Below are 13,869 nucleotides of genomic sequence, written 5' to 3'. Positions count from 1 at the left end.
GCCCCCGTGGACGACCCACATGGATGTGGGAAGTGTCCCGAAGCGCCGGGAGCGCGTAGGGACCGGGTTTACGGCGTGTCTTGAAAGGGCTTCCCCTTCTCGGCCCGGACGTGATTTGAACTGATCGCATATCCTGTAACCGAACCCTGTGATCCGCTTCTCACCACTACTGTATAGCCCTCCGACAGGCTTGACGACGTCCGTTGCATGCCCCACTATCCGTATCCTCCGGCCCGTTTTTTGTCTAAACTGGCGCCATAGACGGATTTTTGCCGCACCGNCGGCAGAGAGGACAACGCGTGGGAATCAAGCAAGTCAAAGTCGACGTCAACGAAGTCACTGTTGGCATGTATGTCTCCGGACTCGACCGTCCGTGGACTCAGACTCCATTCCCGCTGCAAGGCTTCTATGTCCGTGACCTNGACGAAATCAAACAGCTGAAAAGCCTNTGNAAACACGTCTANATCGACGTCGTCAAAGGTCGCCCACCAGTCTCCTCCAATTTACAGACACTGCCNCAGGANAGCNTGCGCAGCCGNATCAGCGCCCGGGAGAACGTCCATACCCCGGCCAACGTCAAAGTGGCCCCCNTGCGCATACAGCGCAATCAGTACCCGCCGGTCCANCCGCTCAAAAAAGAAATCAAACGNGCCCGCCAGCTGCATCAGAATGTCTACCATGCCGTGGGNGAGGTGCTCGATTACCTNGGTAACAATGAGCTGCATCGGGTACCGATTGTCGAGACCAAGCGGTTGGCCAGCGATATGGTGGACAGCGTGCTGCGCAATCCGGATGCCTTCACTTGGCTGTCCCGCGTGCAGGAGAAAGACGAATATACCTACAGTCACGCCATCCGGTGCTCGGTCTGGGCCATCCTGTTCGGGCGTCATATCGGCCTGCCCAAGCGGGACCTGGACGTGCTTGCCATGGGCGTTCTGCTCAAGGATGTGGGCAAGGTCAAGCTCGATCAGGGGCTGCTGACCAAAGTATCCCGCTCCTCCGATGAAGAGCGCCTGTATGAAACCTTTGTGGAGCAGGGCGTTGAGATTTTGCGCAAAACCCCGGGAGTAGAACCGAGGGTGATCAGCGTGGTGAAAACCCACTGCGAACGATTGAACGGCAGTGGTTTTCCGTTGCACCTGCAGGGCGACAAGATTCCCTTGCTGGGTAAGATCGCCGGGATCGTCACCTTCTATGACAATACCACCAATCCGCGGGGTGCCAGTCAGCCCATTGCGCCCTCCAAGGCCGTCAGCAAGTTATACGAACTGCGCAATACCCAATTTCAGGAAGANCTGGTGGTGGAGTTCATTCGCGCCATTGGCCTTTATCCCACCGGCACCCTGGTCGAGTTGAGTTCCGGCGAGGTGGGTGTGGTGGTGGAGCAGAATTTTGAGCGGCGCCTCAAGCCCAAGATCATGTTGGTGTTGGATGCCGTCAAGTCTCCCATGGATCCGCAACTGATTGATCTGGCCGAGGACGATAAGCGCAAGCAGGCACTGATCGATTCGGGCAAAAAAACGGCGGCGGAAGTGGAAAAAATTGAAATTGCCCGAGACCTGGAACCCGGCTCTTACGAGGTAGACATCGCCGCAATACGCGACAACTATATCCTCAAAAAAGAGAAGTCCGGTCTGATGTCACTGCTCGACAAGCTCACGCCCTAGGCCGCCGCAGGGCAATGCGTAGTTGCCCTTACAGCCTGACGCCCAGCCGTTCCCCCATCCGCGTTCCTCTGCCGGCCTGGTAAGCCTCATCCCAGCGCACCCGGTCCTTGCCAAACAACACGATTGCGGTGGAGCCTAGCTTGAAGCGGCCCATTTCTTCCCCCTTATTCAAGGTGATGGGCGCGCGGGGTCGGAAGTCCCGGGTCTGAATCGTCCGCTTGATCGGCGCTACCTCGCCGCCCCACACGGTTTCGATACCCGCGACGATCATGGCGCCGACCAATACGACCGCCATGGGGCCGATGTCGGTATCGAAAATTGCCACCAACCGCTCATTGCGTGAAAACAGTCGCGGCACCTGGTTGGCGGTGGCGGTATTNACCGAGAAAAGGTCGCCGGGTATCGCCACGGTGGNTCGCAGNTGGCCGNCAAAGGGCATGTGAACGCGATGATAATCCTTGGGNGACAGATAGANGGTGGCAAACTGTCCCTGGTCGAATTCGGCGGCCAACGCCTCGCTGCCACCGAGCAGCTCCCGGGTGGTGTAGAGCTGGCCTTTNGCCTGNAAAATCCGCCCGTCCTCAATGGCGCCGAGCTGACTGATGGCCCCGTCAGCGGGGCAGACGATGCTGTCCGCTGAGGCGTCCAGCGGGCGCGCATCGGGNTTGAGCGCNCGGGTAAANAAGTCATTGAAGTGGGCNTAGGCGCGGGGGTTTTCTTCNAGCGCTTCGCTCATGTCCACNCCGTAGCGTTGGATGAACCATTCGATAAAGTGNTTTTTGATCCAGTCCGTACGCTGGTTGGCCAGCCAACCCGCCGCCCGGGAGAGCCCGTGCTGGGGGGTGATATACTGAAGGGCNGCNAACAGTTTTTCATTCATGGTGTCAGGGGGCCTGCAGGGTCGGTTTCCGGAGGCGCCATCATAGCAAATATCCCTCTGGCAGGCTGNCNGGAGTCGAACGACGGNTCATCATGGNATTAATTCGGGTGCTGGTGGAAGTNTTGGGNGGNCTGGGCTTGTTCCTGNTGGGAATGACGCTCATGACCGAGGGCCTGAAGGCCATGGCNGGAGACGCCATTCGCCGGGTGTTGATGCGCTTTACCCGCAGCCCGGTCAGCGGGGTNCTGNCGGGGCTGGTNGGCACCGCCGTGCTGCAATCCTCCAGNGCCACCATTGTGGCNACCGTNGGTTTTGTTGGNGCNGGCNTGATCGGTTTTTCCCAGGCNCTGGGCATCATTTTCGGTTCGGCTNTGGGGACCACGGTCACGGGCTGGATCGTGGCCCTGATCGGCTTCAAGCTCAAGCTGTCCCTGCTGGCCGCCCTGTTNGTGTTTGCCGGGGCCATGCTCAAGCTGTTTGGGCGCCGGTCTCTGGGCGGGCTGGGNTATGCGCTGGCCGGCTTTGGTCTGATTTTCATCGGTATTGATACGCTTCAGGGCGGGCTCGAAGGCCTGCGGGAGCAGATGGACTTCAGTCAGTTCCCGGCGGACGATCTGTGGGGCAAGTTTCAACTGGTGGTCATTGGTGTNCTGTTNACCNTTGTGACGCAATCNTCCAGTGCAGGTGTGGTGGCGGCACTGACGGCACTNCANACGGATACCATCGNCTTNGAGCAGGCCGCATCGNTGGTGGTGGGAATGAANATCGGCACCAGCTTCACGGCGGCAGCGGCCACCATCGGTGGCAANGTGTCGGTGCGACGCACCGGTTTTTCCCATGTGCTGTACAACACCNGCGTNAGTTCGCTGGCGCTGTTTCTGATTGTGCCCTACATNGCCGCCTGGCNGTTTGTGGCGCCCGAGNCATTTGTGGTTCACGAGGAGTTTGCGCTGGTGGGTTTCCACTCCGCGTTCAATTTGTTGGGCGTGTTGCTGGTGGTGCCGTTTGCGGGACAGTTTGCTCACATGNTCGAGCGTCTGTTCCCGGACAAGCCTTTCGGCTATCAGCAGATTCTGGACCGGGGGCTGCTCAAGTACCCCGAACTGGCACTGACCGCGGTGCAGAAGGTCATGATCTCCCAGTTTGAGCGGGTGGCGGAGCAACTGGAATACATTCTCGGAGAGTCTGGTCGCTCGGTCCCCCTGGTGGANCTTGCCCGAGAGCTGTCCGANGTGCAGGAATATCTGGATGCCATTCACCTGGAAGNGACCTCGGGCAGTCAGTGGGAGCGGCTACTGGCNGCGATNCAGATCGTCGAGCATCTGCAGCGTCTGCTGGAGCGTTGCGACAATAAAAGCGTGGCCGTGNCGNTGCGCAACGGGGACGATCTGGCNGAGGCCAAGGCCGCCCTCAGTCCGCTGGTGCTGTCGCTCTGGGGAAAACGTTCGCTTCCCGCCGANCAGGTGCAGGAACGNGTCGCACAAATCACCCAAATCGAGCAAACTACCCGGCGGCAGACCATGAACGACATTGCCCAGGGNCGACTGGAGCTGANGCAGGGNGTCGCCCGGATGGAGGTCGTGCGCTGGCTGCAGCGGGTCGCCGTGCACATCGGGCGCATCGACGTACATACCCGGGAATTGAATTATCAGCAGCCCTGAGCCCAAGTAATGGATAGCCCTGAGCGTTCGAAACAATCGCAAGTGAATCTGATGAAGGCGGTATCCATGTCCTCCCTCCCCCTTGAGAGCGTAAGGCCCGATGATCTCGACGCCCTNGTCGCTCTGGAGCAACGCTGTTTTNCCAGCGACCGCCTCAGNCGCCGCAGCTTTCGCCGCTGGCTGGAGGGCGACCAGCGNGTANTTCTGGTCGCGCGCGATGGCGACCGTCTGGCCGGCTACATACTGGTTCTGTTTCACCGGGGGACNCGCCTGGCNCGCATGTACTCNCTGGCGGTNGATCCGGACTACCGGGGCCAGGGGTTGGCGCGGCGCCTGATCGGCGCCGGGGAAGACGGCGCGCGGGACAGNGGCCGGTTNTANATGCGCCTGGAGGTCAGCAGTAAAAACACCAGCGCCATCGCCCTNTACGAGACCCTGGGGTACAAACAGTTCGGGCTGTATCAGGACTANTACGAGGACCACACCGATGCGCTNCGTTACCAGAAGCGGATCCGGGTGGTGGGCGATACNGCTTATCATCGNGCCATNCNCTNGCTGGCCCAGAGNACCCGNTTTACCTGCGGNCCGGCGTCGCTGATGATGGCCATGGCCGCNCTGAAACCNGACTACCAGCCNTCCGATACCGAGGAGCTNCGTCTGTGGCGTGAATCCACGACCATCTTCATGACCTCGGGNCACGGCGGTTGTCACCCCATGGGCATGGCGCTGGCTGCCGACACCCGGGGCTACCGGGCGGAAGTCTGGGTCAACCATGATGGGCCGCTGTTTCTCGATGGGGTGCGCGATGAGACCAAAAAGCCGGTCATGATGCTGGTGCATGAGGATTATCGCCACGCGCTTGAGGCGCGGGCCGTTCCGGTTCATTATCGCGAGGTTCGTCAGGATGATCTGATCGCGGCGTTTGATCGCGGTGGGGTGCCGATCATCCTGATCAGTACCTACCGGATGGACAGCAAAAAAGCGCCCCACTGGGTCGTCATGAGTGGCTATGACGAAGAGTGTATTTATGTTCACGATCCGGATCCGGATGGCCAGGGACAGACCGCGCTGGATTGCCAATACCTTCCTCTGGCGCGGGCCGATTTCGAGCGGATGACCAGTTTCGGCCGAAGCCGGTTGCGTACCGCGGTGATTCTGTCCCGTGAGTTGTCCGGTCCGGGGGAATAAAAATTTGATGTTACGCAAAGCGAGCCCTGCCTGTGCGCTATACCATTAAACGATCCTCGCGCCGCCGCACGGTCAGCCTGGAGGTACGCGATGCCCAGTTGCTGGTGCGAGCCCCGGTGGGCATAGCGGAGCGGGATCTGGACCGGTTTGTCCGTCAGAAAAGCGACTGGATCGCGCGCAAAGTGCGCGCTCAGCAGCAGATGCTGGCCCGGATTCCGGAGTATCGCTATGTATCCGGCACCCGGCTGCCGTTCATGGGGCAGCAACTGACGCTCTCGGTGACCATGGGAAGTCGTGGCCGGGTAGAGCAGGTGGGTGACCGATTGGCGGTCTGTTGCTCGCGACGCAGTCGGCTGGAACCTGAGGCGCAGGCCCGGCGGCTGGTGCAGGGGTGGTACCGGGAGCAGGGACTGGAGCGATTGCGCGCGAAAACCGATGCGTTGACTCGTCAGATGGAGCTGAGCCACTCCGGGGTCAGAGTGAGAGTGACCCGATCAAAGTGGGGGCACTGCACCCGCTCGGGTGAGATTCAGTACAACTGGCAGATTCTTCTGGCCCCGGAGGCGGTTGTGGACTATCTTGTCGCTCACGAAGTCTGTCACCTGCGTCACATGAACCACAGTCGGGCATTCTGGCAACTGGTCGGACAAGTGTGCCCCGATTATCTCCGTCAGCGGGATTGGCTTAAAGCCAATGGCCGCTGTCTGGTATTGTAACCCCTGTCGTTAGAAGCCCAAGGAAACGCCCATCATGACCGCACTGAGCGATGACCCCGCTGAAAACCTCGATCGTTTTATTGTCGAAGCGATGGACCACGGCTGTGTTTACGGGCTCGAAGGCCCGGATGGCTGGGCATTGTGTCCTTCCGAGAAATATGATGACAGCGATGTGATGCCCCTGTGGTCCGAGCTGGCCCTGGCACAGGTGCACTGTCGGGAGGAGTGGACGGACTACAAACCCGTGCCGATCGATCTGGAAGAGTTTCTGGACGACTGGCTGCCCGGTATGCACGACGATGAACTGCTGGTCGGGGTGAACTGGGATGAGTCCCTCGAAGGGGAAGAAATTGAGCCCATGGACCTGCTCGAGGAGTTTGAGCAGGAAATGGAGTAGCGACTGCCTTCCTGATCCCCCCCACTCCGGGCCCTCAGGCCCGGGGGAAACTCGCCATGACCTTCCGGTCCCGCCGATATTTCCAGCGTTCTATCCACTTGCCACCCCAGACCTGATTGCCGTAACGGGCCAGGGCGTAATCATTGCTGGTGGTAATGATTGACAGCGTCCGTCGGCCGGGCTTGTAGCGTCTGAGTGGTTCACCGGCCAGAGCGCGGGCCAGGTTGGCGGCCAGCACCGGCGCCTGCCGCAGTGCCAGGTTNGCNGCGGCTCCGGGCTCTGGNCCGCCNGNCACACTGGCGACCGCGCCGGCGGCGAACACGAACGGATGATTGACCGCCTGNAGATGNGCATTGACCTGAATCCGGCCCCGGTCGGTNAGNGCCANNCCCGATGTTTTGACCCAGGCGCCCGGTTGCCCGGAAACACACCANATCACGCNGTCCATGGGCAGGTGCTGNTGGCGATCGGTGTAGATCTGTTGGTCATCCACGCGTGCCACATCAAACAGGGGGTGGACTCGAATCTCCCGCTCCTGCAGTAATTGTGCGGCGCGTAGCTGAGCGGCCAGGGGAAACTCGGGCAGCAGCTTACCGCCACCGTGGACCAGGTGGATGCTCACCGNCGCCTTCAGGTTGTCTTCATGCAGCAGCCGCTGGCGAACGGCCAGGGCCATTTCCACACCATCGAGGTTTCCGCCGATGACGGCCAGGTTGGCCGGGTTGTTCCGATCCCGGGCACACAGGTCCGCCAGTGTTTCCTGCCAGCGGGGCAAAAACCCGCTGATTGGGCGTGTGCTCATGCCGTGCTCGGCCAGCCCGGGGATGGTATCGGTGGCCTGCAGGCCGGTGTTGACCGACAGGAGGTCAAAGCCAATGGCATCGCCATTGTGGAGTTGTGCCTGGCGTTGGGTCAGGTCCAGGGAGGCCAGTCGGCCGAACTGTAATTCGGTGTGTGTGGCCCGGCAGAGCTGGCCCAGGTCGATGTGGCAGTCCCGAAAGCGAAAGCGCCCGGCAATCAGCCCGGGCAGCATGCCCGAGTAGGGAACAAACCGCTCTGGTGACAGCAGTATCACTCGCACATCGTCGGGTAGCAGGTGGCGGGCGTTGGCCAGGTAGAGGGCGTGCGTCAGGCCGCCACCGGCCAGAAGCAGAGTTCGCATAACAACGGCGCTCAGGCAAAAGCCGAGAGCATAGCGAACCCGGTGCCCAGCGTCTACGGAGTGCCGGTAATTCTGACAGTCACTGGTTGGGGGGGGGAGCGGTTATTCTCCGCCTCTGGCGCTGGTGGCGATGTCTTCGTCGACGAACCCGAACAGGTAGTCGTGGAGGATGTCGACCTGATGCAGGTGGACGTAGGTTTCGAGTTGTTCGAGTTCGGCGAAGGCGGGGCTGATGGCGGCTGTGGGTGTCAGCCGGTAGTCCCGGGTGACGAGTACGAAGGATTTATTGGCGGTGGGCACGGGGGTTTTGTGCAACAATTGCAGGACGCAGAAGTCGAAGTCCAGGCACAGGCGCATGAGGTTGGGGTAGTTGGTTTCCTGGCGATCGATGAAACGAATTTCCCGGCTGCCCAGTAGTTCGTCGGTGCTGAGCGGGTGCTTGGGCATAGACTCTCTCGGTGTTGTTGGCTTGGTTGATTCTTGTGGGGATGGTCCATTTGGGCCAGTCTGTGCGGGATTACACCACAGCGCTCCCGGACGTCATGTGATATACCTCACAAAAGCTTCAAGGGCCGTCACTGCAATCCACGGGGTGGTGTAGTCTGAAAGCCGATACTTAACTTTTAATCAGGAGCACTTTCAGTCATGTGGAAGCAGGTGATAAGTTGGTTTTTCCAGTCTTTTGAGGCATCTCGTCCGGGTCGCTTTGGGGTGCATCTTCCCAAGACACGCCATGAATACGTCCATGTAGGCTCGCAACCGCGAATCCCGCGCTCTACGGTCTTGGGAAGATGCACCCCAAACCGCCCCTACGTGCGCCGTAGCTGGCTCCCTACCGTGCTACGAAGTGTATTTTTGGGTGTGGGAGCTTTGATGCTCGCCGCCTGCTCGCAGATTCCTTTCGGTATTCAGGAGCCCCAGGTCAAGGTTACGGGGCTTGAACTTTTGCCGGCTCAGGGTATGGAGCAGCGCATTGCGGTTCATCTCGGTATCACCAATCCCAATGCGCGGGATTTGTCCGTGCGCGGGATCTCTTATAACATCGGCATCGAAAACATCGATGTCTTGAGTGGCGTTTCCAGCCAGGTGCCCACCCTCAAGGCGTATGAGGAGACTCCGGTGACCGTGGAGGTCTCTGCCAACCTGTTGTCCATTGCCCGGTTGGTCCAGCATTTCAGCCAGCGGGCGGTCAGTGACCGGGTCAGTTACAATTTCGACGCCAAGTTGGATTTCAGCCAGTGGTTGCCGTCCATGCGGGTCTCGGAGCAGGGCGAGATCAAGCTGCAGTATTAACGATAACGACCAGGAATTTGCATGAACGAAGTCGTAGTATCCCCCGACGCTGAAGAGCGCATTCCCCTCAAAGACTATACCGAGAAGGCGTATCTGGATTATTCCATGTACGTCATTCTCGATCGCGCCCTGCCCAATATCGGTGACGGGCTCAAGCCGGTTCAGCGCCGTATTGTCTATGCCATGAGCGAGCTGGGGCTGAAGGCGACGGCGAAGTTCAAGAAGTCGGCCCGTACGGTCGGCGATGTGATCGGTAAGTTTCACCCGCACGGTGATTCCGCCGCCTATGAATCCATGGTGTTGATGGCTCAGCCGTTTTCGTACCGGTACACCCTGGTGGACGGGCAGGGGAACTGGGGGTCGCCGGATGATCCCAAGTCGTTTGCCGCCATGCGTTACACCGAGTCGCGCCTGGCTCGCTACAGTGAGGTGCTGCTGGAGGAGTTGGGCCAGGGTACGGTGGATTGGCAGCCGAATTTCGACGGCACCATGGATGAGCCCAAGGTGCTGCCGGCACGGGTGCCCAATGTGCTACTCAATGGCACCACCGGCATTGCGGTGGGGATGGCCACGGATATCCCGCCCCATAACCTGCGGGAGGTGGTCGAGGCCTGTATTCATCTGCTCGATAACCCCAAGGCGGATGTGAACGAACTGTGCCAGTTTATTCAGGGCCCGGATATGCCCACCGAGGCGGAGCTGATCACGCCCCGGGAAGACCTGATCAAGATGTACCAGACCGGCCGGGGCAGTCTGCGCATGCGCGGTGTCTGGACCAGGGAAAAGGACAGCGGCGATATCATCATTACCGCGCTGCCTCATCAGGTCAGCGGTGCCAAGATTCTGGAGCAGATCGCGGCCCAGATGCAGGCCAAGAAGCTGCCCATGGTCACCGATCTGCGGGATGAGTCAGACCACGAAAACCCCACCCGACTGGTGATCACCCCGCGCTCCAACCGGGTGGATGCCGAGCAGTTGATGCAGCATCTGTTCGCCAGTACCGACCTGGAGAAAACCTACCGGGTCAATATGAACATGATCGGCATCGATGGTCGTCCGGGCGTGAAAAGCCTGGATGTCATTCTGTCCGAGTGGCTCAGCTTCCGCACGGTCACCACCCGGCGTCGTCTGCAGTTCCGCCTGGACAAGGTGCAGAAGCGCCTGCACCTGTTGGAAGGCTTGCTGATCGCCTATCTGAACATCGATGAAGTCATCCACATCATCCGCACCGAGGACGAGCCCAAAGCGGTGTTGATGGAGCGATTCAAACTGTCCGACGTTCAGGCCGACTACATTCTGGACACCAAGTTGCGCCAGTTGGCGCGTCTTGAGGAAATGAAGATCCGGGGCGAGCAGGAAGCCCTGGAAAAAGAGCGGGACCAACTGGAGAAAACCCTCGGGTCCGCCACTCGCCTGAAAACCCTGATTCGCAAAGAGCTGCAGCAGGTGGCCAAGGAATACGGCGATGATCGCCGCTCGCCCATCGTTCAGCGCGAGGAGGCCCAGGCATTCAGTGAAACCGAGTTGATCGGAGTCGACCCGGTCACCGTGGTGGTGTCCGAAAAAGGCTGGATCCGTTCGGCCAAGGGCCATGAGATCGATCCGGCGGCGCTCAATTACAAGGCTGGGGACAGCTTCAAGTTTGCCGTGCGCGGCAAGACCAACCAGAGTGTGATGTTACTCGATTCCACCGGGCGCAGTTACGCCATTGCGGCCCATAACCTGCCCTCGGCCCGGGGTCAGGGTGAGCCCTTGAGTGGACGCCTGAATCCCCCTAACGGAGCCACTTTCGAGGGCGCCCTGATGGGCAGTGATGAGCAGCGGGTGCTGCTCGCCTCGGACGCCGGGTATGGCTTTGTGGCCAAACTGGGGGATCTCTACAGCAAAAACCGCGCTGGCAAGGCCATGTTGAGCCTGCCCAAAGGCGGGCGGGTATTGGCGCCCCAGGTGCTGGAAAACCCCGAGAAAGATCTGTTGGCGGCGGTGAGCAACGAGGGGCGGCTCCTGGTGTTCCCGGTCACAGAGCTGCCGGAGCTGGCCCGCGGCAAGGGCAACAAGATCATGAATATCCCGTCGGCCCGCGTGCAAAGCCGAGAGGAGTATGTGATTGCGGTGGGCGTCATCGCCGAGGGGCAGTCGTTGACGCTGCACGCCGGCAAGCGCCACTTGACGCTCAAGGCCGGTGATCTGGACCATTACCGGGGCGAGCGTGGCAGACGGGGTAACAAGCTGCCGCGTGGCTTCCAGAAGGTGGACCGGGCCGAGGTCTCCTGAGGCTTGGTCTCCTGAGGCCCCGAACCGCCGGCTGTCGGACCAACAATAATAACCTGAGGACGCACTATGAGTGACAAGCGGGAGTACACGCGCACGCCCCTGGCCTGCCGGATTAAAATTCAGCATGAAACCATTGGCGAATTGATGGTCAAAACCCGTGATATCTCCGATGGTGGAGTGTTCGTCGTGCTCGAGCCGGATCAGATGCCGCCCATCGGGTCGGTGGTGACCGGACAGGTTCAGGGCATGCCGGTGGAGGCACCGGTGGTGAAAATGGAAGTGGTGCGCACCGAACCCGACGGTATCGGATTGAAGTTTCTTCAGGATTAGCGGAGGTTGTATGCACGTCACTAAGCCGGTCAGGCGCTCCTTGGTTCTGGTGGCTCTGGTTGCCGGGACACTGGGATTACTCTTCTCTCTGGCGGCGGGCAGCCCGGCGCAGGCCGCCGTGGTGCTGCAATACCACCATGTGAGCGAGTCGACACCGGCTTCCACCAGCGTGACGCCCAAGCGGTTTCGTTCGCACATGGATTACCTGGAGAATCACAACTTTGACGTGGTACCGCTCGAGACACTGGTCAAAGCACTGCAATCCGGCGAGCCTCTACCGGACCGCACTGTGGCCATCACCTTTGACGACGCCTACGATTCGGTTTACACCACCGCTTACCCACTGCTCAAGGAGAAGGGCTGGCCGTTCACGGTATTTGTAAATACCGACCCGCTGGACGACGGTAAAGGCGGCTTCACCACCTGGGATGAACTGCGTGAAATGGCCGAGCATGGCGCCACCATCGCCAATCATTCCACCAAACACAACCACCTGCAGCGCCGCAAAGCCGGTGAAAGCCAGGCGCAGTGGCGCGAGCGGATTGAGTCCGAGGTGGTGGACGCCGAGCGGCGTATCAAGGAAGAGACCGGCCAGAACCACAAGATGCTGGCCTACCCCTATGGCGAGTACAACAATGAAGTGAAAGACCTGTTGGAGTCCCTGGGCTATGTGGCCTTCGGCCAGCAGTCCGGCCCGATTGGCGCCCACAGCGATTTGCGGGCCTTACCGCGCTTCCCGTTTGGTGGTCCCTATGGTGAGATAGAAGAGTTTGCCACCAAGGCCCAAACCCGTCCCATGCCCATAGAATCAGCCGAGCTGTACGCGGACGCGGCGCTGGATAAGCCCCTGGAGGAAGTTGTAGTGGCATCCGGCGCCCGGCCGGTGTTGGTGTTGAATCTTGAACAGGACAACCTGGCCGGTCGAATCAACTGTTTTGCCGGAGGCCAGGGGGCCATAGAAACCCGGGTAGAGGGGCGCCAATTGATCACTCAGCCCGGCAAGCCCCTGACGCCGGGCCGGACCCGTTATAACTGTACCGCGGGCACCGGGGAGTCCGGCCGCTTCTACTGGTTCTCGCAGCAGTGGCTGGTGACTGATAAAGACGGCCGCTGGGTGCACGAGAACTGAGATTTGGCAGTGATTGTCGGGTTACGCCTTCGGCTAACCCGACCTACGCAGACCCAGGAACACCCACCAAACTACCCCGTAGGTCGGGTTAGCCGAAGGCGTAACCCGACAACCCCAGGCACGGGGCTCATAGTAAGTTACCCTGTAGGTCGGGTTAGCCGAAGGCGTAACCCGACGATAGTCAGCCCGGTCCAGCCACTCGTTCCCTCGGTCGGGTCGGTCTGACACATCGGAGCGCGCAGCTTATTACCCGTCAGGTGCAGCCGTTACCCCGCCTCGGTCTGGGGTTCTGCTTCGGCCTTCGCGGGGACTTCGGGCTCCTCCGGCGTCAACCAGGCTTCATGTACCTGCTCCAGTTCGTTGTAGCTGATCAGTTCCTTGAGCTCCTCAATATACGCCTGTCCGCGGCTCGAATACCGGATCAGTCCCTGCACCATCGCCATACCCGTGGGTGCCATGTCCTGAGCACGCTGTTGAGCGCGAATCTCCCGCACCTCCCGGTAGGCCCGGTTGGTGTTGATGTTGCGGAAATAGGTCGATACGGCCTCATTCACCGTAGCAAACTTCTGTACTTCGTGACTCATGTCGTCCGAGCGGGCGTTGGGAACCAGGCCGCAGCCTTTCCGGTAACACCACTGGCCGAACAGATTGTTTGCTTCCTGGGCGAAGCGCGAGGTACCCCAGCCAGATTCTGCCGCCCCTTGAGCCAGAACCATCTCCAACGGGAGTATGTCCACCCGCTTGTGCAGCTCGTCCAGGGCGTCCGAGGCGTTCGGGTAGTTGTCTTCATCCACGCGGAAATGGATACGCAGGCGCTCAAGCTGGGCCCGCTGGCGGCTGCTGAGGCTCTTGTCGGCGGCGAGCACCGAGCGCATGTCAATGACGTCTTCGCGCAGCTGCTCCAACTGATGATTGCGCCACTCAACCATGGGGATCAGCATCTCAAAAAAGGCCCGTTTGCGATCGGGGATATGGCCGATGCTGGCAAAATCCGGTAGCTGCTTTACCTCGGCGGGGCGCGGTACCGCTGGTGGCTCCTGCCGACCAGCCACGGACTCTTCCATGGGCTGGGGCGGGTGGTAGGCCAGGTAAAACGTCAGCACCAGACAGCCAAGAGGAAAGGCCACCAGGCCCAGGCCCAGTAACCACTGGGTGAAACCCTGCTTCATACA

At 60.3% G+C, this 13,869-nt stretch carries 13 protein-coding genes; 9 read left to right on the top strand and 4 right to left on the bottom strand.

The features are described 5' to 3' along the window. Positions 1 to 299 precede the first annotated feature (299 nt). The gene (locus CMG77_RS03920) at positions 300 to 1,667 is read left to right on the top strand and encodes a cyclic di-GMP phosphodiesterase (protein ID WP_502691742.1); all 1,368 of its coding nucleotides are present in this window, start codon (positions 300 to 302) and stop codon (positions 1,665 to 1,667) included. Positions 1,668 to 1,695: 28 nt separating this feature from the next. Here the strand turns inward: CMG77_RS03920 and asd are convergent, their stop codons facing one another. Further along, positions 1,696 to 2,547, bottom strand: coding sequence for an archaetidylserine decarboxylase (gene asd / locus CMG77_RS03915; RefSeq protein WP_286903643.1), 852 nt, complete (start codon positions 2,545 to 2,547; stop codon positions 1,696 to 1,698). A 92-nt stretch (positions 2,548 to 2,639) separates the two neighbouring features. On the opposite strand from asd, the gene CMG77_RS03910 reads away from it, so the two are divergent. The 4 genes from CMG77_RS03910 (at position 2,640) to CMG77_RS03895 (ending at position 6,509) form a co-directional block, all read left to right on the top strand. Continuing rightward, a complete protein-coding gene (locus CMG77_RS03910) occupies positions 2,640 to 4,208 on the top strand; it encodes a Na/Pi cotransporter family protein (RefSeq protein WP_286903642.1) in 1,569 nt (522 codons plus the stop codon). A gap of 9 nt (positions 4,209 to 4,217) precedes the next feature. After that, entirely contained in the window at positions 4,218 to 5,396 is a 1,179-nt protein-coding gene (locus tag CMG77_RS03905) for a peptidase C39 family protein (protein ID WP_353743450.1), read from the top strand. A gap of 32 nt (positions 5,397 to 5,428) precedes the next feature. Then, entirely contained in the window at positions 5,429 to 6,112 is a 684-nt protein-coding gene (locus CMG77_RS03900) for a M48 family metallopeptidase (RefSeq protein ID WP_286903640.1), read from the top strand. 34 nt (positions 6,113 to 6,146) lie between these two features. Further along, complete coding sequence (locus tag CMG77_RS03895; RefSeq protein WP_024461334.1) at positions 6,147 to 6,509, top strand: DUF2750 domain-containing protein; 363 nt, start codon at positions 6,147 to 6,149, stop codon at positions 6,507 to 6,509. 34 nt (positions 6,510 to 6,543) lie between these two features. On the opposite strand, the gene CMG77_RS03890 is transcribed toward CMG77_RS03895, so the two are convergent. Both CMG77_RS03890 and CMG77_RS03885 read right to left on the bottom strand, forming a co-directional pair. Next, positions 6,544 to 7,671 (bottom strand): FAD-dependent oxidoreductase, encoded by a 1,128-nt coding sequence (locus CMG77_RS03890; RefSeq protein ID WP_286903639.1) that lies wholly within the window; start codon positions 7,669 to 7,671, stop codon positions 6,544 to 6,546. Positions 7,672 to 7,773: 102 nt separating this feature from the next. Then, a complete protein-coding gene (locus tag CMG77_RS03885; protein WP_286807356.1) occupies positions 7,774 to 8,118 on the bottom strand; it encodes a hypothetical protein in 345 nt (114 codons plus the stop codon). A 426-nt stretch (positions 8,119 to 8,544) separates the two neighbouring features. Between CMG77_RS03885 and CMG77_RS03880 the strand changes: the two genes are divergently transcribed. The 4 genes from CMG77_RS03880 (at position 8,545) to CMG77_RS03865 (ending at position 12,697) form a co-directional block, all read left to right on the top strand. After that, complete coding sequence (locus CMG77_RS03880) at positions 8,545 to 8,964, top strand: LEA/WHy family protein (RefSeq protein WP_246004376.1); 420 nt, start codon at positions 8,545 to 8,547, stop codon at positions 8,962 to 8,964. A 21-nt stretch (positions 8,965 to 8,985) separates the two neighbouring features. Beyond that, the gene (gene parC / locus CMG77_RS03875; RefSeq protein WP_123638350.1) at positions 8,986 to 11,238 is read left to right on the top strand and encodes a DNA topoisomerase IV subunit A; all 2,253 of its coding nucleotides are present in this window, start codon (positions 8,986 to 8,988) and stop codon (positions 11,236 to 11,238) included. 66 nt (positions 11,239 to 11,304) lie between these two features. Beyond that, complete coding sequence (locus tag CMG77_RS03870) at positions 11,305 to 11,568, top strand: PilZ domain-containing protein (RefSeq protein ID WP_024461329.1); 264 nt, start codon at positions 11,305 to 11,307, stop codon at positions 11,566 to 11,568. 10 nt (positions 11,569 to 11,578) lie between these two features. Continuing rightward, entirely contained in the window at positions 11,579 to 12,697 is a 1,119-nt protein-coding gene (locus CMG77_RS03865) for a polysaccharide deacetylase family protein (RefSeq protein ID WP_286875996.1), read from the top strand. A 266-nt stretch (positions 12,698 to 12,963) separates the two neighbouring features. Here the strand turns inward: CMG77_RS03865 and CMG77_RS03860 are convergent, their stop codons facing one another. Further along, complete coding sequence (locus CMG77_RS03860; RefSeq protein WP_286804974.1) at positions 12,964 to 13,866, bottom strand: glucosaminidase domain-containing protein; 903 nt, start codon at positions 13,864 to 13,866, stop codon at positions 12,964 to 12,966. Between the last annotated feature and the right edge of the window lie 3 nt (positions 13,867 to 13,869).

Source organism: Marinimicrobium sp., from assembly GCF_002695945.1.
GTDB classification, from domain to species: domain Bacteria; phylum Pseudomonadota; class Gammaproteobacteria; order Pseudomonadales; family Cellvibrionaceae; genus Marinimicrobium; species Marinimicrobium koreense.
The sequence above is the reverse complement of the archived record's forward strand: the minus strand, read 5'-3'. Positions and strand labels throughout refer to the sequence as shown.